Source organism: Microvirga zambiensis WSM3693, assembly GCF_016735695.1.
In the GTDB taxonomy this organism is placed as follows: domain Bacteria; phylum Pseudomonadota; class Alphaproteobacteria; order Rhizobiales; family Beijerinckiaceae; genus Microvirga; species Microvirga zambiensis.
This window is the reverse complement of the sequence record NZ_JAERQD010000019.1, coordinates 74,474-95,894: the sequence shown is the minus strand read 5'-3', so window position 1 is coordinate 95,894 and position 21,421 is coordinate 74,474. Positions and strand designations below refer to the sequence as shown.

General features: G+C 63.6%; 23 protein-coding genes. 7 read left to right on the top strand and 16 right to left on the bottom strand.

The window, feature by feature from the left end:
* Positions 1-276 precede the first annotated feature (276 nt).
* The 3 genes from JKL46_RS16155 to JKL46_RS16145 all read left to right on the top strand — a co-directional run bounded on the left by JKL46_RS16155 (position 277) and on the right by JKL46_RS16145 (position 4,191).
* Entirely contained in the window at positions 277-2,676 is a 2,400-nt protein-coding gene (locus JKL46_RS16155) for a bifunctional diguanylate cyclase/phosphodiesterase (protein WP_201834623.1), read from the top strand.
* A 139-nt stretch (positions 2,677-2,815) separates the two neighbouring features.
* The gene (locus JKL46_RS16150) at positions 2,816-3,571 is read left to right on the top strand and encodes a bestrophin-like domain (RefSeq protein ID WP_201834621.1); all 756 of its coding nucleotides are present in this window, start codon (positions 2,816-2,818) and stop codon (positions 3,569-3,571) included.
* A gap of 101 nt (positions 3,572-3,672) precedes the next feature.
* Positions 3,673-4,191 carry a DedA family protein gene (locus JKL46_RS16145; protein WP_201834619.1) on the top strand — a complete coding sequence of 173 codons (519 nt, stop codon included), beginning with the start codon at positions 3,673-3,675 and terminating at the stop codon, positions 4,189-4,191.
* Here the strand turns inward: JKL46_RS16145 and JKL46_RS36585 are convergent, their stop codons facing one another.
* The 8 genes from JKL46_RS36585 to JKL46_RS16110 all read right to left on the bottom strand — a co-directional run bounded on the left by JKL46_RS36585 (position 4,192) and on the right by JKL46_RS16110 (position 12,062).
* Complete coding sequence (locus tag JKL46_RS36585; protein WP_343074071.1) at positions 4,192-5,238, bottom strand: efflux RND transporter permease subunit; 1,047 nt, start codon at positions 5,236-5,238, stop codon at positions 4,192-4,194.
* The gene (locus tag JKL46_RS16140; protein WP_343074068.1) at positions 5,165-7,360 is read right to left on the bottom strand and encodes an efflux RND transporter permease subunit; all 2,196 of its coding nucleotides are present in this window, start codon (positions 7,358-7,360) and stop codon (positions 5,165-5,167) included. The genes JKL46_RS36585 and JKL46_RS16140 overlap by 74 nt, the downstream gene beginning before the upstream one ends.
* Entirely contained in the window at positions 7,357-8,541 is a 1,185-nt protein-coding gene (locus tag JKL46_RS16135) for an efflux RND transporter periplasmic adaptor subunit (protein ID WP_201834616.1), read from the bottom strand. Before JKL46_RS16135 ends, JKL46_RS16140 begins: the two co-directional genes overlap by 4 nt.
* Positions 8,542-8,631: 90 nt before the next feature.
* Positions 8,632-8,943: a hypothetical protein gene (locus JKL46_RS16130; RefSeq protein WP_201834614.1), complete on the bottom strand. Its 312-nt coding sequence runs from the start codon at positions 8,941-8,943 to the stop codon at positions 8,632-8,634.
* 113 nt (positions 8,944-9,056) lie between these two features.
* Positions 9,057-9,524 (bottom strand): DUF6790 family protein, encoded by a 468-nt coding sequence (locus JKL46_RS16125; RefSeq protein ID WP_201834612.1) that lies wholly within the window; start codon positions 9,522-9,524, stop codon positions 9,057-9,059.
* Between the two features lie 74 nt (positions 9,525-9,598).
* Positions 9,599-10,078 (bottom strand): DUF992 domain-containing protein, encoded by a 480-nt coding sequence (locus JKL46_RS16120; protein WP_201834610.1) that lies wholly within the window; start codon positions 10,076-10,078, stop codon positions 9,599-9,601.
* A 146-nt stretch (positions 10,079-10,224) separates the two neighbouring features.
* Positions 10,225-11,601: an FAD-containing oxidoreductase gene (locus tag JKL46_RS16115; protein ID WP_201834607.1), complete on the bottom strand. Its 1,377-nt coding sequence runs from the start codon at positions 11,599-11,601 to the stop codon at positions 10,225-10,227.
* On the bottom strand, positions 11,598-12,062 hold the full coding sequence (locus tag JKL46_RS16110; protein ID WP_201834605.1) for a DUF4126 family protein: 465 nt from the start codon (positions 12,060-12,062) through the stop codon (positions 11,598-11,600). The genes JKL46_RS16115 and JKL46_RS16110 overlap by 4 nt, the downstream gene beginning before the upstream one ends.
* Positions 12,063-12,218: 156 nt before the next feature.
* On the opposite strand from JKL46_RS16110, the gene JKL46_RS16105 reads away from it, so the two are divergent.
* Positions 12,219-12,479, top strand: coding sequence for a hypothetical protein (locus JKL46_RS16105; RefSeq protein ID WP_201834603.1), 261 nt, complete (start codon positions 12,219-12,221; stop codon positions 12,477-12,479).
* 811 nt (positions 12,480-13,290) lie between these two features.
* On the top strand, positions 13,291-13,956 hold the full coding sequence (locus JKL46_RS16095) for an FABP family protein (protein WP_201834599.1): 666 nt from the start codon (positions 13,291-13,293) through the stop codon (positions 13,954-13,956).
* Positions 13,957-14,053: 97 nt separating this feature from the next.
* Here the strand turns inward: JKL46_RS16095 and JKL46_RS16090 are convergent, their stop codons facing one another.
* Together JKL46_RS16090 and JKL46_RS16085 are read right to left on the bottom strand one after the other, a co-directional pair.
* The gene (locus JKL46_RS16090; protein WP_201834597.1) at positions 14,054-14,479 is read right to left on the bottom strand and encodes a DoxX family protein; all 426 of its coding nucleotides are present in this window, start codon (positions 14,477-14,479) and stop codon (positions 14,054-14,056) included.
* 28 nt (positions 14,480-14,507) lie between these two features.
* A complete protein-coding gene (locus tag JKL46_RS16085; RefSeq protein ID WP_201834595.1) occupies positions 14,508-14,939 on the bottom strand; it encodes a VOC family protein in 432 nt (143 codons plus the stop codon).
* Between the two features lie 64 nt (positions 14,940-15,003).
* On the opposite strand from JKL46_RS16085, the gene JKL46_RS16080 reads away from it, so the two are divergent.
* Complete coding sequence (locus tag JKL46_RS16080) at positions 15,004-15,714, top strand: winged helix-turn-helix transcriptional regulator (RefSeq protein ID WP_201834593.1); 711 nt, start codon at positions 15,004-15,006, stop codon at positions 15,712-15,714.
* Here JKL46_RS16080 and JKL46_RS16075 read toward each other — a convergent pair.
* The 3 genes from JKL46_RS16075 to JKL46_RS16065 form a co-directional block, all read right to left on the bottom strand.
* The gene (locus tag JKL46_RS16075; protein WP_201834591.1) at positions 15,711-16,451 is read right to left on the bottom strand and encodes a dienelactone hydrolase family protein; all 741 of its coding nucleotides are present in this window, start codon (positions 16,449-16,451) and stop codon (positions 15,711-15,713) included. The two genes, JKL46_RS16080 and JKL46_RS16075, sit on opposite strands and share 4 nt — an antisense overlap.
* A gap of 73 nt (positions 16,452-16,524) precedes the next feature.
* The gene (locus JKL46_RS16070; protein WP_201834589.1) at positions 16,525-16,815 is read right to left on the bottom strand and encodes an HNH endonuclease; all 291 of its coding nucleotides are present in this window, start codon (positions 16,813-16,815) and stop codon (positions 16,525-16,527) included.
* Between the two features lie 70 nt (positions 16,816-16,885).
* The gene (locus JKL46_RS16065) at positions 16,886-17,086 is read right to left on the bottom strand and encodes a hypothetical protein (protein WP_201834579.1); all 201 of its coding nucleotides are present in this window, start codon (positions 17,084-17,086) and stop codon (positions 16,886-16,888) included.
* A gap of 172 nt (positions 17,087-17,258) precedes the next feature.
* Here JKL46_RS16065 and JKL46_RS16060 point away from each other — a divergent pair, with 172 nt between their 5' ends.
* On the top strand, positions 17,259-18,074 hold the full coding sequence (locus JKL46_RS16060) for a MipA/OmpV family protein (RefSeq protein ID WP_201834577.1): 816 nt from the start codon (positions 17,259-17,261) through the stop codon (positions 18,072-18,074).
* Between the two features lie 71 nt (positions 18,075-18,145).
* On the opposite strand, the gene JKL46_RS16055 is transcribed toward JKL46_RS16060, so the two are convergent.
* The 3 genes from JKL46_RS16055 to JKL46_RS16045 form a co-directional block, all read right to left on the bottom strand.
* A complete protein-coding gene (locus JKL46_RS16055) occupies positions 18,146-18,535 on the bottom strand; it encodes a 6-carboxytetrahydropterin synthase (RefSeq protein ID WP_201834575.1) in 390 nt (129 codons plus the stop codon).
* A gap of 213 nt (positions 18,536-18,748) precedes the next feature.
* Positions 18,749-19,381: a type B chloramphenicol O-acetyltransferase gene (gene catB / locus JKL46_RS16050; protein WP_201834573.1), complete on the bottom strand. Its 633-nt coding sequence runs from the start codon at positions 19,379-19,381 to the stop codon at positions 18,749-18,751.
* Between the two features lie 78 nt (positions 19,382-19,459).
* Entirely contained in the window at positions 19,460-21,391 is a 1,932-nt protein-coding gene (locus JKL46_RS16045) for a putative bifunctional diguanylate cyclase/phosphodiesterase (RefSeq protein ID WP_201834571.1), read from the bottom strand.
* Positions 21,392-21,421: the final 30 nt, after the last annotated feature.

Sequence of the window (21,421 nt, the reverse complement as noted above, 5' to 3'; positions counted from 1 at the left end):
TACGGGGCGTTAACCGATTCAGCGAGCCGCAGGCCACGGGATGGAGTCTCGCGTTGACTCGGTCCGGCCGCCACAGAATAGTGGTACGTCGTCAAAGACAGGCCAACGATGGCGGATTGGACGTCGCTCAGGCGATGCTGTCCAAAGGCATGATGCTGCTCCGCCATACCGGTGCGAACCCGGTATATGTCCCATCCGCCATTTTCAGGATCGAAGCTTCGAATCGAACCGCCCTGCGCCGGGGCCGTCTCGAGGACGGAGGCGTTAGGGTTTGTCATGCTGACGGTCTATAACTGCATCGTTGAGGACCACGACCTCCGGCTCGTCGCTCTGGCAGCCCTGGTCTGCGGTCTCGCATCCCTCACGGCAGTTCATTTGCTTCATCATGCGCCCCGTTCCATGGGCAACCGGCAGGGCCTGTGGCTCGGGATCGCTGCAACGTCCACCGGATTCGGCATCTGGGCAACGCATTTCATCGCAATGCTGGCCTTCGCACCCGGCCTGCCCACGGGATACAACGTCGCGCTGACGATCCTCTCCCTGCTCGCCGCCGTCACGTTGACGGGCGTCGGGTTCTGCATCGCTCTCATGCCCGGACGCGTCTGGGCCGGTCTCGGAGGCGCCGTCGTCGGAGGCGGCATCGCCACGATGCACTACACCGGAATGGCCGCCTTCGAAGTGGCCGGCACCATCGCCTGGGATCCCGTCCTCGTCGCGGTCTCGATCCTGCTCGGTGCCGCTCTCGGCGCCTGCTCCCTTTCGATAGGTCTCAAAGACCATACGATGCGGCGGAAATTCATCGGCGCCGGATTGCTGACGCTGGCAATCTGCAGCCATCATTTCACGGCCATGGGCGCCGCCGCGATCACACCCGATCCCTCCATCGAGCTTTCATCTCTGGCCCTTCAGTCCGAATGGCTCGCCATCGGGGTCGCCTTCATCAGCCTGGTCATTCTTTTGCTCGCCATCGCAGCCCTGAGCCTCGACCTGCGGGAGCGTCGGCGCGCGGCGCTCGAAATGGAGCGGATGCGGGATCTCACCGACGCCGCGGTCGAGGGACTTGTGCTCTGCAAGGGTGAAGTCATCGTCTCCATCAACCAGAGCTTCGCACGGCTCGCCAATCTTGCCCCCGAGCAGATCTGCGGAAAGAATCTGGCCGCCTGCCTGCCGGATGCCAAGAGGCGGGAGGCGCTCTTTGCCGTTCCCGGACAGGCGATCGAAGCCGATCTTCTGGATGGCTGCGGCGCATCGATCCCCGTCGAACTGATCACACGGCCGATCAGCTATAATGGCGAACCGCACAATGTCGTGGCGTTCCGCGACCTGCGCGACCGCCGCAATGCCGAGGCGCAGATCCGGTATCTCGCCCATCACGATCCTTTGACCGGACTGGACAACCGCGCGAGCTTCGACCAGCGGCTCAACCGTGAGATCAAGCTGCATCGCAGATCGGGCCAGCAGCTTGCCCTGCTGTGTCTGGATCTCGACGGGTTCAAGGACGTCAACGATCTCTATGGCCATGCGGCCGGCGATCAGCTTCTTCAGCACATCGCCAAGCAATTTTCCTCCGTCCTGGCCGAGGACCACATGCTCGCCCGTCTGGGCGGGGACGAGTTCGCCATCGTCGCGCCTCACGTCGGCGATCCCGACCAGGCCGGGCAGCTGGCGGAGAGCCTGCTGAAATGCCTCAAGGGTTCCGACTCGGGTAAAACGCCTGCCGGCATCGTTTCGGTCAGCATCGGCATCGCGCTCTACCCGTCCGATGCGCGGGACCGCACGGAGCTTCTCTCCAGCGCGGACGCAGCGCTTTATCGCGCGAAAACCGAAGGAAAGGGTGTCTACCGCTTCTTCGAGGCCGCCATGGGAGCGCAGATCCGCGAGCGCCGCAGCATGGAGCACGACCTGCGGCATGCCATCGAGAACGACGAGCTCCGCCTGGTCTTCCAGCCGCAGGCACAGGTCGAAACGGGCGAAGTTCTCGGCTTCGAAGTTCTGCTCCGCTGGATCCATCCGGTCCGTGGCAGTGTCTCGCCATCCGTGTTCATCCCCATCGCAGAGGAAAGCGGGCTGATTCTGAAGATCGGCGAGTGGGTTCTGCGCGAAGCCTGCCAGGAAGCCGTTCGGTGGATGCGCCCTCTGAATGTCGCCGTCAATGTTTCGGCCCTGCAGCTGAGCAGCGACAGCTTCGTCGAACTTGTGCGAGGCGCGCTCGAGGAAACCGGCCTTGCTCCGGAGAGGCTGGAAATCGAGATCACCGAGACAGCTTTGATCCGCGATCCCAACCGCGCGCTCCTGGCATTGCAGAAGCTCAAGGCTCTCGGCGTCAGCATTGCGATGGACGATTTCGGAACCGGCTACTCGTCACTGTCCAATCTGCAGGCGTTTCCTTTCGACAAGATCAAGATCGACAGATCCTTCATTCAGGCCGTTCACACCAAGCCGCAGGCTGCTGCGATCGTCCGGGCCGTGCTCGGTCTCGGCCGCGGCCTCGGTCTTCCGGTCATCGCCGAAGGAGTCGAGACGGCCGAGGAGCTGAGCTTCCTGGGCCTGGAAGGATGCACGGAGGCCCAGGGCTATCTTGTCGGCCATCCCGCGCCGATCCATGAGCTGACATCGCTGATCTGCGACAATGTGGTTGCGCTGCCGAAGCCAATTCTCAGGGCCGTGGCCGAGTGAGTACGCGCGGCGAAGGATCGGAGACGACATGATCCCGAGGTGACGGCCGCTCCCTGTCGTCCCTTCGAGGTCTTGACGCAGATGGGCTAAAAGCCTCCTAATGCCTGCGGCGCAAGGATGGAGGGTTGCAGGCCTGCCCATGAATTCAGTGCTGATCAGCCTGTTGACCTTTCTTGCGATTTTTGGCGGAGCCGTACTCGGAATAGCGCTCTCGCGCCAGCTGCCGACAAACCATTTGAGCGTCGAGACGCGAACGGCCGTCTCGGTTTCCATGGCTGTCGTCGGCACCCTTGCGGCCCTCGTGATCAGCCTGATGATCAGCACGGCCAATACCGCGTTCAGCGCCAGAACCAACGCGATCACCACATTGGCGATCGATATCGTCAAGCTCAACCGGGTTCTGGCCCGCTACGGAGGCGATGCAACGGGCATTCGCGACGAGCTGCGCAAATATGCGGAGGCGAAGGCGCTTGAACTGTCGACGGACCGGGCCGACGACACGTTGAGCCTCGACAATCTCTACATGCTCGAGACCATCAGCGACCGGGTCAGCGAGCTGCGTCCGGGCGACGACAGGATGCGCCAGATCCAATCGCGGGCCCTGGAGCTGATCGATGCGATCTCGGATGCGCGCTGGATCCTCGTGGAGCGGACAAGTGTTTCCACCCCTCCTCCCTTTCTGATCCTCGTCATCTTCTGGCTGTCGCTTCTGTTTACGAGTTTCGGCCTCTTCGCTCCCAACAACAAGACCGTGATCATCATCCTGATGTTATCCGCGCTGGCCATCTCCGGAGGCATCTTCATGATCCTTGAGCTCGGTTCGCCGACGCGTGGATTGATCAGGGCGTCCGTTTCCCCGCTGTCCGATGCCATCGACGAAATCGAGGCACGCTGAAAGGAGCGCTTTCGCTTCGGGTCTCGATTAGGTCAACCTGGCGAGCCACATCCCGAAAGGTGCTTGATGACAACGACGCTCACTACCGTCCGGAAGGCCCGATGAGCCTGTTCCAGGAAGCTCTCGGATGGATCGAACCCGCCGTTACCCGATACGGCGCCTTCGCCGTGTTCTTCACGATCTATTTCGAATCCTTCGGGGTCCCGCTTCCGGGCGAGAGCGCGCTCATCGCCGCCTCCCTACTCGCGGTTCGCGGCGATCTTGCCATCGAGCATGTTTTTCTCGCGGCCTGGCTCGGCGGCGTGCTCGGCGACAGCACGGGCTACATGATCGGCCGGTTCGGCGGCCGCGTTCTGCTCCAGCGCTTCGGATCCCTGGTGAAGCTGACACCGGAGCGGTTGGCGAACGTGGAGACGATGGCCCGCAAGCGGGGCTTCATCATGGTGCTGACGGCCCGCTTCGTCGTGGTGCTGCGACAGCTCAACGGACTCGTCGCCGGGTCGGTCGGCATGCCCTGGAGCCATTTCGTCATCGCCAATGCCCTTGGCGCTTTGCTCTGGGCCGGGTTCTGGACGTTCGGGCCCTATCTCTTCACCGACCTGTTCCGCAAAATGCTGTGATCAGGCCGCTTCGCCGCTCGGAGCAGGCGGGCTTTCCGCCGTTGCAGCCTTCCGCTCGTCGGGCACGCCGAAGGTCTTGTCGCCGATCCACTGGAACATGACGTAGAGGCCAGGCACGACGAGAATGCCGAAGAGAGTTGCCGCGACCATGCCGCCGAGCACCGTAAAGCCCAGATCGATGCGGCTGTTGGCACCCGCACCCGTCGCGATCACGAGAGGCACGAGTCCAATGATGAAGGCGATGGCGGTCATCACGACGGCACGGAAGCGCATCCCGGCCGCAGCGAGCGCCGCGTCGTAACGGGTCTTGCCGGCATCCCGCTGCTCGCGGGCGAATTCCACGATGAGGATCGCGTTCTTGGCCGACAGGCCGATGAGGAGAACGAGGCCGATCTGCGTGTAGAGGTCATTGCCGAGGCCGAGCAGCGAGACGGTCACCACGGAGCCGAGAACCGCGATCACGATGGAGGTAACGACGGCGAGCGGAACCATCCAGCTTTCATAGAGACCGACGAGGAACAGATAGCCGAACACCAGAGCGAGGCCGAAGATGAGAGCGGTGCCCGCCCCCGTTTGACTGGCCTCCTGGAAGGAGAGGCCGGACCAGTCGAAATTGTAGCCGGAGGGAAGCGTTTTCTCGAAGGCTGCGGCCATGGCCGCCATCGCGTCGCCCGAACTGTGGCCCGGTGCGGCATCGCCGGAGATCTGGGCTGATGGAAATTGGTTGTAGCGGTAGACGAGATCCGCGCCGAGCTGCATGCGGATATCGGCGACGGTTCTCAACGGCACCATCGATCCGGCTCTGTTGCGAACGTAGAGGCGGGAGATGTCGCTGACCCGTGAACGATAGGCGGCATCCGCCTGGATGTTGACCTGAAACGTTCGGCCCAGATAGTTGAACTGGTTGACATAGAAGGAGCCGAGCATCGCCTGCATGGTCGCGAACAGATCGCCGACGGACACGCCGAGGCTCTCAGCCTTCACGCGGTTCACGTCCATGAAAAGGCGCGGAACCGATGCCGAATAGGTCGAATAGGCATGAGCGATGCGCGGATCCTGGTTGGCGGCGGCAATGAGAGCGCAGAGCGATCGCAAGATCCTCCGGCGTTTGATTGCCCAGCGCCTCCAGGCGGAAATCGAAGCCGCCCGATGCACCCAGGCCGGGAATAGCCGGCGGCGGGAAGGGCGTGACATTGGCTCCCGGCAGCGCCGCATACTCGCTGCGGAGTTTCTGATAGATGGCGCCGAGGCTCGTCTCGGTGCTGGTCCGTTCCGACCACGGCTTGAGCACGACGATTCCCAGACCACTGCTCGACGAGGGCGAGCTCGTCAGAAGGCTGTAGCCTGAGACGGTGATGACATTGGCCACGCCCGGGAGCGAGCGCGCGATCGAATCGACCTGCCCCATGATGGCCTCCGTCCGCGGCAGGGCTGCGGCATCCGGAAGCTGCACGTCGACGAACATGACACCCTGATCCTCGTTCGGAAGAAACGAGGTCGGCAGCCTGATGAAACCGAGTGCCGCTGCGGCGCCCGCGACGAGAACGATCAGCCCCGCCACCAGGGACCGGCGTGCAATCAGGCCGGCAACGCCGACATAGTGATGCCGAACCCGGTCGAGACCGCTGTTGAACAGGCCGAAGGCGCCGCTCGTGCGGTGCTTGGGCGGCCTGAGAACCACGGCGCAAAGCGCGGGAGAGAGCGTCAGCGCGTTGACGGCCGAAATGGCGACTGCCGCCGCGATGGTGACGGCGAACTGCCGGTAGAGCTCACCCGTGATCCCAGGAAGGAAGGCGACGGGCCCGAACACCGCAAACAGCACGAGGGTCGTCGAGACGATGGGACCTGTGACCTGCTCCATGGCCCTGAGCGAGGCCTCGCGCGGCGAGACGCCTTCCTCCTCCATGATGCGCTGCACATTCTCGACGACGACGATGGCATCGTCGACCACGAGCCCGATGGCGAGCACGATGGCGAACAGGCTGATCGTGTTGGCGGAATAGCCCACGATCTGAAAGATCGCGAAGACGCCGATCAGCGACACCGGGATCGTCACCGCGGGGATGATCGTGGCGCGCAGGTCCTGGAGAAAGATGAAGACGACCAGCAGCACCACGACTGCCGTCAGCCCCAGCGTTTCGACGATCTCCTTGATGGAAGCCGACACGAACAGGGTCGAATCGTAGATGACTTCCGCCTTCAGGCCCGCAGGAAAGCGGCTCTCGAGCTGCGCCAGCTGCGTACGCACCTGCCGGGCGACGCTCAGCGCGTTGGCGTCTGGAAGCTGGTAGATCGCCAGTGTGGCTGCCGGCACCCCGTTGAGACGCGAGTTTTGGGTGTAGGATTGCGCGCCGAGCTCGACCCGTCCGATATCGCGGATGCGCACGATGGCGCCGCTGTTGCCGGATCGCAGCACGATGTTCTCGAACTCGGACGGCTCGAGAAGCCTGCCTTTCGTCTCGACCGTATATTGCAGAACCTGGTCCGAGCCGATCGGCGCGCCCCCGATCTGGCCGAGCGAGGCCTGGATGTTCTGCCCCTCGATGGCCGCCGCCACATCGCCAGGCGTGAGGGACAGAGCCGTCATCCTGTCGACATCGAGCCAGATCCGCATCGAGTAGTTGAGGGCTCCGAACAGAGTCGTCGAGCCGACGCCTGGCACGCGCGCCAGCGCCGGCTGCAGGTTGATGCTCGTATAGTTGGAAATGAAAATCGGGTCCTGCGACGGATCGTCGGAATAGACGTTGATCACGGCCAGCATGCTGGTCGATTGCTGCTGCACGTTGACGCCGAGGCTGTTGACGATGGCCGGAAGCTGCGAGGTCGCAAGCGCCACCCGGTTCTGGGTGTTGACCTGGGCGAGGTCGGGATCGGTGCCGAGAGCGAAGGTCACCTGCAGCGTATAGGTGCCTGAGGACGAACTCGTCGACGACATGTACATCATGCCCTTGACGCCGTTCACCTGCTGCTCGATCGGCGCCCCGACGGTCTGTGCAATCGTGGAGGCGTCGGCACCCGGATAGGAGGCGGTGACCTGAACCACCGGTGGCGTGATGTTCGGGTATTGCGCGACGGGGAGCGTGAACAGGCTCAGAAGGCCGGCAATCGTGATGACGAGGGAGATGACGATGGCGAGACGCGGACGTGCGATGAAGACGCCCGAAATCATCGGCGGGGTTCCGCGGAATTCGGTTCGGCGGCCGCGACGGGCTGCACGACGATTCCCGGACGAGCCTTCTGGATGCCGTCGACGATGACGGTTTCGCCCTCCTGCAATCCGCTCTCGACCGCATAGCCCGTATCGGTGCGGATGCCAGTCTTGATCGGGCGCTTCTGGACGCGGTTGTCCTTGTCGACGATATAGACGTAAGGCCCCTGCTCGTCCCGCATGATGGCCGATTGCGGTACGTTGGGAAGCATCTGCGCGCGGCCGATCTGCACGGTCACCGACACGAACTGGCCTGGCAGAAGAAGGTTATCCGGATTCTCGAAGACGGCACGCACGGCGACCGTGCCGGTCGAGGAATCGATCTGGTTGTCGATGAACTCGATCTTTCCGGCATGCCCGTATTCGGTTCCATCAGGCAGGAGGAGGTGAGGCGCGAAAAGATCGAACGAGTTCGCGGCACTGCGCCCGTCCGGTCCCGACAGATACTTCATGAGCGCGACGTAGTCCCGTTCCGGGATGGAGAACACAACCCGGATCGGCGACATCTGAACGATGGTGGCGAGCACGCCGGTGCTGGGTGAAACGAGATTGCCGATCGTGGCCGCGGATTTGCCGATGCGGCCGGCAATCGGGGCCGCAATCGTCGTATAGGACAGATTCAGGTTCGCAGTGCTGATCTGCGCCTGGGCCGATTGAATCTGTGCATTCGCCTGCTGCACGGAAGCTGCGGCCTCATCGCGCTGCGCCGTGGCCTGATCGAGAACCGCCTGCGAGGCGAATTGCTGCCGCGCCAGGGTCGATTGGCGCTCGAGCTCGGCCTGCCTCGCCGTCAGGGTCGCCTGTGCGGATGCAAGCTGCGCCTCGGCCGATGCGAGCGCCGCTTTGGACTGATCGAGCGAAGCCTGATACGGCCCCTGCTCGATCTGGTAGAGCATCGCTCCCGTCTCGACGAAGCTCCCCTCGGCGAATGCCACCTTGTCGAGAAAGCCCTCTACGCGGGCTCTCAACTCGACCTGTTGAGTGGCCTCGACATTGCCGATGAAATGGACGCGGTCGGTGACGTCCTGCGCGCGAATCGGCGCCACGACCACCGATGGCGCCGGGCCCGCCGGCTGGGCCGAAGCAGGAAGATGGGGGAGAACGCAGGCAAGCAAGACCGCGATGGCCAGGAAATTCGACAATCGCGGCGCTCGGAAAGACGGTGGCCCAGGGCTTCGAGCCAGAAACGGCAATGGACCCATTGTCATTTTTCCAGCCCGGGCCGTCACGCCTCACATCGGCTTTTCACGGGCGCCAAGGCGGAGGCATTCGAGAATGTCCACATAGCTCGGGCCGCCGCCGATCTGCGTCTCGTCGATGCAGCGGTCGCGGAGACTGGCCGCGAAGGTTCCCCATTGGCTTTCGATTTCCGCCCGTGCGCTTCTTTCGTCGGCGATGCATTGCTGCACCGTCTGAACCTGCGAACTGCCCACCGCCTTGATCGCGGCCTCGCAATTCCGAGGGGTGTCGAATTCAGGGAGCCTGTCGGCCACGCCGATCGTCAGCGAAGCGATGAGGGAAAGCACTGGTGGGATGACAGACATCGAACCGTCCTTTCATGCGAAGGCATGCATCGGATGGGCACCGTACCATTTTCCTATCCTGCCATCCGACGAACTGGGATTCAATAGCACCGGGCTTGGGATTTTCCTCCAGCTCATGCGTGCCGAAGGAGAATTGCGACGATCGCGATGCCGACGATCAGCGCGACGAACAGATCGGTCACCATCGCGATGGTCTCTTCGCGCGTCCGGTCCTTCGATGCGATGTGCTTGAGGCCTGCGAGACCGAGATAGAGCCCGCCGGCCACGCCGCTCGGAACAAGCCAGTCCGGGGCGGCGAGCGAGACGATGCCGATCAGGCCCATGGACAGGTTGCCGAAGCCGATCTCGGAGACGAGGTTCTCGGCCTCGGGATCCTTGATCCTGAAGATCGTCGCTGCGGTGAAGGACGGCTGCAGGACCTGGCGTATGCCCGCCAGGAAAAGACGAATCCCGATGGCCCAGAACACGAACCATTTGCCGATGAGCGGCAGGCCGAGCGCGGCTCCCCACACGAGCGTTTCGAACAGGATGGAAGCGACGGGAAGAACGACCGTCAACCCGAGGACGATGACAAGATACATTGAACCTTCCAGATTCTGAGATCAGCGCCGTCGTTCGAAGTCGAAGCTCTCTTGCGAAGCCGTCGGACCGGGCCTCAGATCGCGGGTCTCAATTCGATGGTCCTGATTCCCGCAGCGATGTTGATGCCTACCTCGCCTTCGACCGAGACCGGCTGGAGCGAGAAGGCGCGGCCGGTTCCTCCGATCAGCGCGCTGGCGCCGGCACCTGGGCCGAGAGCGGCATCCGCGGCAACGCCCGCGTAGGTTCCGGCAAGCGCACCGGCGGGAATGCCCTGCGTTTCGGCTGCGACGGCCCAGACGAGATGTCCTCTCGCGACCCCGCCGAGCTCAATTCCGTATTCGTTGATGGTCCCGGTATATCTTTCGACAGGTCCGCCACCCGTGCGCCGAAAGCTGCAGATCATGGATTGCTTCTGCATCAGGATCAGCCCGATTCCGGCCGAAAGATCGCATGACAGCAGGCCGACCTGTGCGGCAGCGCGCGTATCCGCGGGAGTGGACGCGATGAGAATGGCGAGAACGGGAGCGGTTGTTACAAGATGACGCAATGCCATGGCAAAACCTCCGGCTCGAATCTGTTGACGATGCGGTTTACGCCCCAGCTTACCTGCCAAGAGACCGTTGCAAGGCACTCTTTTGGATAAGCTTGCAATTTGTATCGCGCGGACGGCGAACCGGATCCACTTCGCCGAAAAGCGCTCTAGGTTACGGGCTTCAGGTCGCCCAGAACGGTCGGGATCAGCTCCGAGACGGTCGGGTGGATCGGCACCGCCCATTGCAGGATCGGGTAGGCCGTCTTGGCGTGCATCGCGTCGAGGATGCCATGGATCGCCTCGTCGCCGCCGGTTCCAAGAATTGCGGCGCCGAGGATCTCCCTCGTCTCGGCATCGGCGACGACCTTCATGAAACCCTTCGTCTCGTCCTTCTCGATCGCGCGCCCGACGCGCGTCATCGGGCGCTTGGAGATGAGAAGCCTGCGGCCGGACTTCCTCGCCTCCGTCTCCGTCGTGCCGACGCGGCCGAGCGGCGGATCGATGTAGAGCGCATAGCCGAGGATCCGTTCGCTGACGCGCCGCGCCGCGCCGTCGAGCAGGTTGGCGGCGACGATCTCGTAATCGTTGTAGGCCGTGTGCGTGAAGGCCCCGCGGCCGTTGCAATCGCCCAGAGCCCAGATGCCGGGCACGTTCGTCTCGAGTGCGTCGTTCACGACGATGGTGCCGCGGGCATCCGTCGCCACGCCGGCCTTGTCGAGACCGAGATCGTCGGTGTTCGAACGCCGTCCGACCGCGAGCAGTACATGCGAGCCGACGACGAAGGGATCGCCGGAGGTGCAATCGACATCGACCGCGATGCCCTCCGCATGAGGCTTGAAGCCGATGCAGGTCGCATCGGTGCGGATGGCGATGCCCTCGGCGGTGAGGATGTCGCGAATGGCCTCGGACACATCCTCGTCCTCGCGGGCGATCAGGCGGGGGCCTTTCTCGACGATGGTCACCTCCGCGCCGAAGCGGCGGTACATCTGCGCGAATTCGAGGCCGATATAACTGCCGCCGACCACGACCAGATGGCGCGGAACCGCATCGAGCTGCAGGATCGAGGTGTTGGTGAGATACTCGACCGCGCCGACGCCCGGCATGTCCGGAACGCTCGCCCTTCCACCCACATTGAGGAAGATGCGCGGAGCCTGCAGCAGGTCTTCCCCCACGCGCAGCGTGTCAGGCCCTTCGAAGCGGGCATGGCCTTCGATCACCGTCAGGCCGTCCATGCCGCGCAACCATGTCTCGATATTGGTGCGCGCATTCGTCGAGACCTTGTCGGCGCGGGATTTGACCGTCTTCATGTCGATGGTGACAGGCCCTGTCGCGATGCCGTAATCCGCGCCTCTGCGTGCCAGATGCGCCGCGTAGGCGCTCGCCACCAGGGTCTTGGTCGGCATGCAGCCGGTGTTGACGCAGGTTCCCCCAAAAAGCTTGCGCTCGATGATGGCCACCTTCATGCCCGCCGCGACGAGACGGGCGGCGAGTGAGGGCCCGGCCTGACCGGCGCCGACGACGATGGCATCGAAGCTTTGTGTCATGGCAGCGCTCCCACGATCAGCACGGCGCCGAGGATCGCGACCGCATCCTCGATCAGGGCGGCGGGACGGTCCTTGCCGAAGGCAGCGGCCAGACGCGCGCGGCCTTCCGCTCCTCCCAATGTCCCGATGATACCCCCAACCGCACCTGCAACGACACCCCCGATGAACGAGCCGCCCTGTGCCGCGATGGCGCCGCCGCACAGGCCGCCGACGATGATCCTTGTGGCGAAGGGCATCAGCGTCTTGCGGCTCGGCGTGGTGGGTAACTGATCGCCGATCAGTTCGCCGATGGCGAGAACTGTCATGATCCAGGGCGTCCAGCGATAGCCGAGAAAGGCGAGCCAGGTGCCTTCGAGATTGAGCAAGCCGAGCGAGGCCGCCCAGCTGATCACTGCGGGCGCCGTCATCGCACGCAGGCCGGCGATCACGCCGATCAGAAGCGCCAAAAGGTAAAGGACCATCGCTCTTCCCCGCTTTTGCCGGCAGCTTGCATGGCCAAGCTGAGTTTTTCAATCCTGTCCGAAATCGCCTCGTCCACGCCCGGCAGGTGACACAAAGATACATATGCCGGTATAAGGCTCACTGTTTCGGTTCTCGCTCTTGAGCGGATGGCAGCCATGATCGCGATGCGGCACTGGTCCCTCCGGCAGCAAATCACCCTGCTGGTCGGCGTGCTGTGCCTTGCCCTCGTCTGCATTCTGGCTGCAGGGGCGGCCTATATCGCCCAGAGCCGGGTCCGCCAGCTCGTCATGGACAACGAAGCCCAGGACGCGATCCTGACCGCGAACATCCTCGACCGCGGCATGTTCGAGCGTTTCAGGGAAGCGCGCAATCTGGCCGCGATGCCGCCCCTGCAGGATATCTGGACCGGACGCTGACGATGACCGGGACATTCAGGACGTGATCGCGCGTGCGGACGATGCGCTCTACAGGGCGAAGGCGGCCGGGCGTAACCGCGTCGTCATCGACGGGCTGCATGTCCAACTCGCCTCTGCGGTCGCCTGAGCGAGGAATGCGCTCGGAAATCAGACGTAGCCGCACTTCTCGTATTCGCAGTATTCGTCGGTCTCTAAGTATAGGCACCACATCTCCGAGCCATCCATGATGGCAGGCGGGCAATGCGCCGCGCTTGCATAGGTCGGAGACCGGCGGACCCGCATCCGGCCCGCGCGCGTCGCGAATGCCCTCGGCCTTTGGGGCACAGTCAGGTCGGATTTGCAATGGAAGCACCGGATCGCTTCGGGATGAATGCTCTCCCTGCACAGGGGACACGTACCGTCGTGGGTTGGCCTGGGCGGGATGTCGGCTTGGCAGTGAGGACACCGGGAAGCGCCTTCCTTGATGGCCTCCCGGCACAAGGGACACTCGTGGGCTATGGTCTTCTGTTCGGACATGGCACCCGCCTTGCGTCACAAGCCTGGCGGAAGCATCCACCGGAGATGATGGTAAGGATCGAGATCGAGTCTTGGCAACAATAATCGATTGAGATGGGCGCTTGTGACTGTTCGGCTGGTTGGCGGGAGCTGATCGAGCATCAGTGCCACCAATCCCTCGGCCTCGACAATGACTGCGCGATGAGCTGACTTATTCAATCGCGGGCCCTCGAGCTTTTGGTTTCACGCTCATGCCCAACAAGTTCCGTTTGTCGGTATCCGCCTGCGCCCCACCCGTAAGCAGAAAGGTCGCTCCATGTCTCCTTTGCCTGTGACTGCTCTCACCGACGTCTTCACCGAACCCAGCGACGTCGATCCGGAAACGCTCAACAATCTGGGTCCCTTGCGGCGTCTGGCGGGTCGTTGGCGAGCGCGCAAGGGCGTCGACCTCAACCCCAAGGCAGACGGTCCGGAGCGGCGCGTGTTCATCGAGAACATCGATTTTCAGGCGATCGACCCGCAGACGAACGGGCCGCAATTGCTCTACGGCCTGCGCTACCACATCCACATCACGACCGAGGAAGAGGACATCACCTTCCACGATCAGGTCGGCTACTGGCTTTGGGAGCCGGCCACCGGCCTCGTCATGCAGACCATCGCCATTCCACGCGGGCAAGTCGCCATCGCGTCGGGCCAGGCGAAATCCGATTCGGACGAGATCGTCGTGAAAGCAAGCCGCGGGCAGACCGAATATGGCATCTGCTCGACAATCTTTCTGGAGCAGGCATTCCGCACGAACAGCTACCAGATCACGATCACCTTCCATCCGGACGGGAGCTGGAGCTACGTCACCGATACCGAGCTGCTGGTGCATGGCCGGGACGCGCCTTTTGCCCATCAGGACCGGAACACGCTTCACCGGGTCGGTGACGCGAAGCCCAATCCTCTGGCGATGATCTTGGCCAAGCGAAAGGAACGTTGAGGGGGGTCGGCGCAGCCCGCGGAAAATCGCTCCGTCGCGAACTTTTCCCTCTTGCGGAGGGCGCGCCGCGACGGCTTTTTTCGTCACCCTTCGTGAGCTACCGCGCCATCGGCAGCAGAGCCCGCACACGCGGATCGCGCAGCCAGAGGCCTGCCCAGAGAAGAACCCCGAGATAGACGCCGAACAGGGTGTGGCTGAACAGCGGCGAGCCGACCCGCATATGGGTGGCGACGGCGCCGCCGAGATAGGCGGTGATCAGGATCGCGCCGAGCACCGACGTGCGCGGATAGGCATAAAGCAGGGCGGACGCGATCAGCACGATGCCGAGCGCACGCCAGGTGGTCGCGTCCGTCGGCCAGCCGAGCGGAATGACCGTGTCGATCACCACCTGAAGCGGAACCAGTTTGATCGCGGCGTCGAACAGGAGAAACAGGACGACGAGGCCGCTCAGGACCCGACCGGTCCAGAGCAGACCGCCTCGGCCTTCCGTCGATACTGCCGCCACGTGCTGCGCTGCCGTCATCGACTCGCCTCCCTTGGAACTCGCTCGGTTACGCCACCGTTTCACCGCTCATCGCCTGCTGCGCGGCCGCCAGGTCCATCCACATGACTTCCCAGATGTGACCGTCGGGATCCTCGAAGCTGCGGCCGTACATGAAGCCGTAATCCTGCTGCGGACCCGGATCGGCCTTGCCGCCGGCGGCGGTCGCTTTGGCAAGCGTCGTATCGACCTCGTCGCGGCTGTCGGCGGAGAGGCAGATCAGCACTTCGCTCGTGCTCTTCGCATCGGCGATGGCCTTGGGCGTGAACTGGCGGAACTTCTCGTGCGTCAGAAGCATCGCATGGATGGTCTCGGAGAAGACCATGCAGGCGGCAGTATGGTCGGTGAACTGCTCGTTCTTCACCGCACCCAAGGCCTCGTAGAAGGCGATGGACTTGGGCAGGTCGGCAACGGGCAGGTTCACGAAGATCAGCTTGGGCATCGGAATATGTCCCTCTCGGCTTGTGGTTTGACATTGATTCCATGGAAAGTTATAAATAGCAACTATGAAGTTAGACAAAATAACTGAACCTTCGGAGACTCGCAGCAGGCGCCATTACGAGGATGCCTGCGCGGCCGCCCATGCCCTCGACCTCGTCGGTGAGCGCTGGGCGCTCCTCGTGATGCGCGAGCTCATGCTGGGACCGAAGCGCTTCAGCGACCTGCGCGAGAGTCTTCCCGGGATCAGCGCCAACGTTCTCACCCAGCGCCTCGAGAGTTTGGAATCGGCGGGCGTGCTCTTCAAGCGCCGGCTCCCGCCGCCGGCCGCCTCGCAGGTCTATGAGCTGACCGAGTGGGGATACGAGAGCGAGCCGATCTTCCAGGCCCTCGGCCGCTGGGCCGCGCGCTCACCGTCGCACAACCCCGCCCTGCCCTTCAGTGCGGCCTCGTTCTTCCTTTCGCTCAGGACGATGCTCGATCCGGAGCGGGCAAAGGGCGTCACAGGGCGGATCGGCTTCCGCCTCGGCGAAGAAACCTTTCTGGCGCATCTGGCCGATGGCAGGATCGAGATCGCGCGCGGTCCGGTCGACGGAGCCGATCTGGTTCTCACCGGCACGGCGCCGGTCCTGGCAGGCACGATCTATGGCGGCCAGCCGCTCGAGGTGCTGGAACAGGCCGGCGTGCTTCAGGTGGAAGGCGACCGGGCGCTGGCGGAAACATTCATCGGCCTGTTCCCACTGCCCGCCAAGGCGTCCCTTCGCGGAGGCGCTGTCTAGCGCAGCGTCTCGCCGAAGAGGGTGAGCAGACGCGTCCAGTGCCGCTCGGCGCCCCGCTCGTCATAGACGCCGTGATCGGGAACGGCCCAGCCATGAGCCATACCGACATAGTTCTCGATGACATGGTCGATCTCGGCCCGCCGCAGGGCCTCCGCCAGCAGGGCCGACTGCTCGGGCGGGAAACTGCCGTCGACGCCCGCGCTGCCCACATAGACACGCCCCTTGATCGTCGCGACGTGCCGGTGCGGGCTGTCGGGCGCATCGCTCGCAAGGCGGCCGCCATGGAAGCTCGCCGCCGCTGCGATACGGTCGGGATAGGCCGATGCCGCATGAATGGCTCGGCTGCCGCCCATGCAATAGCCGACCGTGCCGATGCGTCCGCTCGCTCCTGCATCCGTCAAAGCAGCGATGAAGGCGCCCGAGTCGCGCCGTGTCATGTCCTGGCTCGTGCCGTCGATCATGCGTCTCAGCGCATTGCGGCTCGATTCTTCGGAAAAGGCCGTCTTGGCATCGAAGGGGTCGTAATCGCCGAAGCGATAGAAGAGATCTGGGACCAAGACCAAATAGCCTTCGCCGGCGAGGCGCTCGGCCATGGCATCGAGAGCCGGGCGCGGCCCGAACGCATCCATGTAGAGGATCACGCCGGGCGGATTTGCAATCCGCTCGGAACCCGGTTTGAACAGACCTGCCTTGGCGGTTCCGTCCTCCGTGCGGATGGTGATGTCCTCTTTGGCCAAGATGCTCTCCCGCTCCCTCGGCGCCGCTACACGCGAGCGCTCCCCGCTGTCTTATGGCATGGGCGCGCTTGTTTCAAACCGGCGTCGAGATCGGCTCGTCCCGCCCAGCAGCCTTCAGCGCCCGGAACGCCGCCGCATCCATGGTTCCGCGCTCGTTGTTGCAGGCGGAACAGGCGAGCACGAGATTGTCGCGGGCGAGCGGGCCTCCGGCGGACCGTGGAGCCACATGATCCAGCGTCGCAAGATCGGGCGCGCGTTTCACGCCGCGCCCAGGGCGGCGCGCCGGCTTCCCGCAATAGACGCAGCACCCTTTATCGCGGGCATAGACATCCCCGAAGAGCTTGATGCGCTGCGCTGGCTTCATCTGCGGAAATTCGCTCCCGTGCCGATATCTCCTATCGCACGTCAGGACCGATCCGGGCAGCCCGGAAATCTCATGGGACTTCGGGCGGCAGCATCGGATGGATGACCGGCTTTTCGGCGTCCGGCTGTTCCGGAAGGCATGAGGGAGCGCTCGGCGGAACCGGCGGCAGGGGCGTCTCGGGAGGCATCGGCATCGTGGGCAGCGGCTCGGTCGGCGGCGGCTTGGGGTAGAATTCGTCAGGCTGTGGCCGGCTGGCATCTCTCACGGACAAGAAGCTCTCCCTTTGCAACGATCTATCCGTTCTTCAACCGCTCTGCCCTCCGAAAGTTCTCATGATGATCTTCCGAACCGTCACAATGGCGAAACCATAGGCGCAACGGATGCTTGACCTTACGGACGTTTGCGGCCACCACGGCAGGGTGGAGTCTCGAAACGGAAGAGCTATGCGCGCTGCCCCATCCCTTGCCCTCCTCGCCGTCCTCGCGACCGGCGCCACCGCGGCTCAGGCAGCCGATCTCTTCTCGCCGGAACCGATTCAATCCTCCCAGGGCTGGATCGTCACCGTGAAGGGCAATCTGCGGGTGGGTCCGTCATATCCGGGCTCGGACGAATACAGCTTCATCGGCTATCCCTCGCTCAGCTTCCGCCGCCCCGGCACGGTCGAGCGCTACAGTGCCCCCGATGACGGCCTGAGTTTCTCGTTCCTGGACGAATCCGTGTTCCGCGTCGGCGTCGTCGGCCGCTTCGTGGGCGGGCGCTATCTTCAGGACAATCCGGAGCTCTTCGGCCTGGAGAAGATCGACTGGGCGGTGGAGCCCGGCGTCTTCGTGGAATATTGGCCCCTCGAGTTCCTGCGCGCCCGGGCCGAGATCCGGCGCGGCTTCGGCGGACATGAGGGCTTCGTCGCCGATTTCGGCCTCGATGCAGTCCAGAGATTCGGCGCCTTCACCGTCTCGATCGGTCCGCGGCTGTCCCTCGGCGACAGCGAGTTCACCCGCACCTATTTCGGCGTCACGCCCGTGGAAGCGGCCCTGAACGGCCAGGTGACGCCTTATGATCCCTCCGGCGGCATCACCTCGGTCGGAGCGACGGGCGCGCTCACCTACGAATGGTCGCCGCAATGGTCGACGACGACCTTCGTCACCTACAAGCGTCTCGTGAGCGATGCGGCCGACAGCCCGATCGTCAAGCGCTTCGGCTCGGAGAACCAGTTCGGCTTCGGCCTGACCGCCGCCTATTCCTTCGCCTACACGCCCTGAGGGCGAAAACCCCGCCGCTCATGAAAAAGCCGCCCGTTCGGCGGCTTCTTTCGTTCCGGATAATGGATAAGTCAGGCCGCGAGACTGCCGGCGCGCGCGGCTTCCTCGCCGCGATAGATGCAGCCTTCCTGCGAGCCCGACATGCCGCGCTTGAGCTCGACCTCCTCCAGCCCCGGGAACCGCTCCTTCACGAGCTTCCAGACGTATTTGGTGACGTTCTCGAGGGAGGCGACGCCGATCGCGGGATTGAGATCGAGGTTGCCGTGATCGAGGCCCGACCCATGCTCGCCCTTGATCTCCTTGATGTAGTTCTCGACGTCATAGAGGTTGACCGGCCAGCCATAGACCTCGTCGACGGCGCCGCCGAAGGTCAGCCGCACGATGAAGGTATGTCCGTGCAGCCCGGAATAGGGAGCAACGGAATGCGCTGCATCGAACGTGAACTCGCAATAAGTCTTCATCGAACCTGCTCCCACGAATCGCTGTCGTCTGTTGTCTCGGCGTGAAACGCGGTCCGCCCCCACGCGCTCATGCCGGAATGACGCTCCGGCAGGTTGATTCTGGGTAACATAGGTCGCCATCCCGGGCAAAGAGCGGCAAGGCATTTTCTCTCATGGCCTTTCGCTCATGTGGCCGTTCGCTCATGCGACATCGCGAGCGTGGTGTCCCTTGCTCTACGCCTCATGCTCGCGCCAAAAGCGATGGAGGCCGGCAATGTCCGATGCGCACAACAGCGGCATCGCATCCTTGATCTGCTCGAGGGGCCAGTCCCACCAGGCCAATTCAAGCAGCATGGCGATCTCCTCGTCGGAAAAACGCTTGCGGATCGGCTTCGCCGGATTTCCGGCAACGATGGCATAGGGCTCCACGTCACGCGTCACGACCGCCCGGCTGCCGATGATGGCGCCGTGGCCGATCGTGATGCCCGGCATGATCATCGCCTCGGCGCCGATCCAGACATCGTTGCCGATCAGGGTATCGCCGGCCGGCAGAAACGGATCCTGCGGACTCCCGAAGGCGCCATCCTTGTTCATATAGAAGAATGGAAAGGTGGAGGCCCAGTCTCGCCGATGCCCCTGATTGCCGTGCATCATGAAGGTGACGCCCGTCGCGATGGAGCAGAAGCTGCCGATGATCAGCTTGTCGACCTCCGGCTCGTCGGCCAGCAGATAGAGGGCGCAATCGTCGAAGGAATGGCCGTGGTAATAGCCGGAATAATAGCTGTACCGTCCGACCTTGATATGCGGATTGGTCACCTGCTCCGACAGGGGAATCCCCTGCAGGGGGCTTTCGAAAAAATTGGTCATCACGCCCCATCTTAGGAGAGGAGCCTGGCACAGCCAAGCTTGGGGATCCCGTCTCTCATCGGTTCCGGATCGCTTCCGTCAGGCCACCTTGGCCTTGTGCTTGAGGGCGGCAAGCGTATGAACCAGCTCCCGTGCCGGCTTGGGCCGCCCGAAATAATAACCTTGAGCGTCGGTGCAGCCCGCCGCCTGGATCTGGCGCAGCTGGTCTTCCGTCTCGATGCCTTCGGCCACGGTCGGCATGCCGAGGCTCGCGCCGAGATTGGCGACGGATTGCACGATCGCGAGGCAGTCGGTGCGCTGGGACATCTCCCGCACGAAGGACTGGTCGATCTTGATCTTGTCGAAGGGAAAGCTGCGCAGATAGCTCAGGGACGAATAGCCGGTGCCGAAATCGTCCATGGCGATGCGCACGCCGAGCCGCCTCAGCTGGTGCAGGGTGGAGACGGTGGTTTCGCTGTCCTGGAGCAGGACCGATTCGGTGATCTCGAGTTCGAGCCGATGCGGCGCCAGCCCCGATATCGCAAGAGCCCGGGTGACGCTTTGCACGAGGCCGCGGTTGCGGAACTGTATCGGTGAAAGATTGACCGCGACGTTGATGTCCCGCGGCCAGGAGGCCGCTTCCTTGCAGGCTTCCTCGATGATCCAGTCACCGAGCGGTCCGATGAGCCCGGTATCCTCGATGACGGGGATGAACTCCGCCGGGGGGACGAGACCACGCTCGGGATGGTGCCAGCGCAGGAGCGCCTCGAAGCCGCCGATCTCGTTGGCTTCGATATTGATCTGCGGCTGGTAGTAGAGCTCGAACTCATCGTTCCCCATCGCCTTGCGCAGGTCGACCTCGAGCACCCTGCGGGCCTGGAGCTGGGCGTCCATTTCCGGCTCGAAGAAACGGAACGTGCCGCGCCCATCCGCCTTGGCGTGATAGAGCGCCATGTCGGCGTTCTTCAGGATCTGGCTCGAGTTCATGTGCCGCTGGGCCAGCGCGATGCCGATGCTCGTGCCGATGAAGATCTCCTGGCCGTTGACGCTGAACGGCTCCTGCAGCGCTTCGACGACGCGCTTCGCGAGAACGGCGCTCTCCTCCGGCCTGCGGATCCCGGTCTGCAGGATGGCGAACTCGTCGCCGCCGAAGCGGGAGATCAGGTTGCGCACCTGGCCGTCGCCGGGAGGAATGCAGGAACGCAGCCGGTCGGCCACGGCCTTGAGCAGTTCGTCGCCGGTCTCGTGGCCGAAGGAATCGTTCACATCCTTGAAGTGATCGAGATCCAGATAGGACACGGCGACGGTGCGGCCCTGCGGCCTCATGCTCGCAAGAGCCTGTTCCAGCTTCTCGCGCAGAACCACCCGGTTGGGCAGGCCGGTGAGCGCGTCCTGGTGGGCCAGCACGTGCAGTTCCTGATGGGCGCGCCCGAGCAGGCGGTTGTGCCGATTGAGGAGGGCGATCAGGACGATTCCGATCAGGATCAGGCTGGCCGCGATGGCGGAGAAGACCCAGTGCAGACGGATGAGCTCCTGCTGGTCCCTGCGGATCACTTCCGAGCCGTACATGAGCGCCGTCGATGCGATCTGCGACAGGCTGCCCTCGAAGGGCTGCAGCACCTGCATGATCTGCGTGACGGTGCCCGGCTGGCCCAGCTCCTTGATCAGCGGCTCGATGGAGGTGAGAGCCTGTTCAAGCGCGCGCAGGGTGACCTGATGCTCCGGGTCGCGCCGGAGCAATTCGTGGAAGTCGCCCTCGTTGAGCATGTGTACGCGCCCGGCGAGGATGTCGTAGCGCAGTTCGACCTCGTCCTTGTCGACGCCGCTGTCCGGCCGCTCGACCTGTGCGAGCCGGTGCTCGAGGCGGATGAATTCGGAGGCCGCCTGACTTGCTTCCCAGGCGGGGTTGTAGGCGGAGATCTGCCGCAGCGCACCCTGGCGTTCGACCACCAGCACCGAAATATAGGCGCCGGCGATCATGAAGCCGCCAATCACGATGGCAATGACCGTTTTGAACGTGCGCAGCGACAAATGGGCAGCCTCCGGAAGCAGCCTTGCCTT

What these genes read in the sequence shown, in the direction of transcription:
- JKL46_RS16095 (WP_201834599.1), top strand. Translation starts at nt 13,291, where the DNA reads ATGTCTCCTTTGCCTGTGACTGCTCTCACCGACGTCTTCACCGAACCC.
- JKL46_RS16080 (WP_201834593.1), top strand. Translation starts at nt 15,004, where the DNA reads ATGAAGTTAGACAAAATAACTGAACCTTCGGAGACTCGCAGCAGGCGC.
- JKL46_RS16115 (WP_201834607.1), bottom strand. Translation starts at nt 11,601, where the DNA reads ATGACACAAAGCTTCGATGCCATCGTCGTCGGCGCCGGTCAGGCCGGG.
- JKL46_RS16070 (WP_201834589.1), bottom strand. Translation starts at nt 16,815, where the DNA reads ATGAAGCCAGCGCAGCGCATCAAGCTCTTCGGGGATGTCTATGCCCGC.
- JKL46_RS16140 (WP_343074068.1), bottom strand. Translation starts at nt 7,360, where the DNA reads ATGATTTCGGGCGTCTTCATCGCACGTCCGCGTCTCGCCATCGTCATC.
- JKL46_RS16085 (WP_201834595.1), bottom strand. Translation starts at nt 14,939, where the DNA reads ATGCCCAAGCTGATCTTCGTGAACCTGCCCGTTGCCGACCTGCCCAAG.
- JKL46_RS16150 (WP_201834621.1), top strand. Translation starts at nt 2,816, where the DNA reads ATGAATTCAGTGCTGATCAGCCTGTTGACCTTTCTTGCGATTTTTGGC.
- JKL46_RS16090 (WP_201834597.1), bottom strand. Translation starts at nt 14,479, where the DNA reads ATGACGGCAGCGCAGCACGTGGCGGCAGTATCGACGGAAGGCCGAGGC.
- JKL46_RS16060 (WP_201834577.1), top strand. Translation starts at nt 17,259, where the DNA reads ATGCGCGCTGCCCCATCCCTTGCCCTCCTCGCCGTCCTCGCGACCGGC.
- JKL46_RS16145 (WP_201834619.1), top strand. Translation starts at nt 3,673, where the DNA reads ATGAGCCTGTTCCAGGAAGCTCTCGGATGGATCGAACCCGCCGTTACC.
- JKL46_RS16125 (WP_201834612.1), bottom strand. Translation starts at nt 9,524, where the DNA reads ATGTATCTTGTCATCGTCCTCGGGTTGACGGTCGTTCTTCCCGTCGCT.
- JKL46_RS16120 (WP_201834610.1), bottom strand. Translation starts at nt 10,078, where the DNA reads ATGGCATTGCGTCATCTTGTAACAACCGCTCCCGTTCTCGCCATTCTC.
- JKL46_RS16055 (WP_201834575.1), bottom strand. Translation starts at nt 18,535, where the DNA reads ATGAAGACTTATTGCGAGTTCACGTTCGATGCAGCGCATTCCGTTGCT.
- JKL46_RS16155 (WP_201834623.1), top strand. Translation starts at nt 277, where the DNA reads ATGCTGACGGTCTATAACTGCATCGTTGAGGACCACGACCTCCGGCTC.
- JKL46_RS16110 (WP_201834605.1), bottom strand. Translation starts at nt 12,062, where the DNA reads ATGGTCCTTTACCTTTTGGCGCTTCTGATCGGCGTGATCGCCGGCCTG.
- JKL46_RS16130 (WP_201834614.1), bottom strand. Translation starts at nt 8,943, where the DNA reads ATGTCTGTCATCCCACCAGTGCTTTCCCTCATCGCTTCGCTGACGATC.
- catB (WP_201834573.1), bottom strand. Translation starts at nt 19,381, where the DNA reads ATGACCAATTTTTTCGAAAGCCCCCTGCAGGGGATTCCCCTGTCGGAG.
- JKL46_RS16105 (WP_201834603.1), top strand. Translation starts at nt 12,219, where the DNA reads ATGATCGCGATGCGGCACTGGTCCCTCCGGCAGCAAATCACCCTGCTG.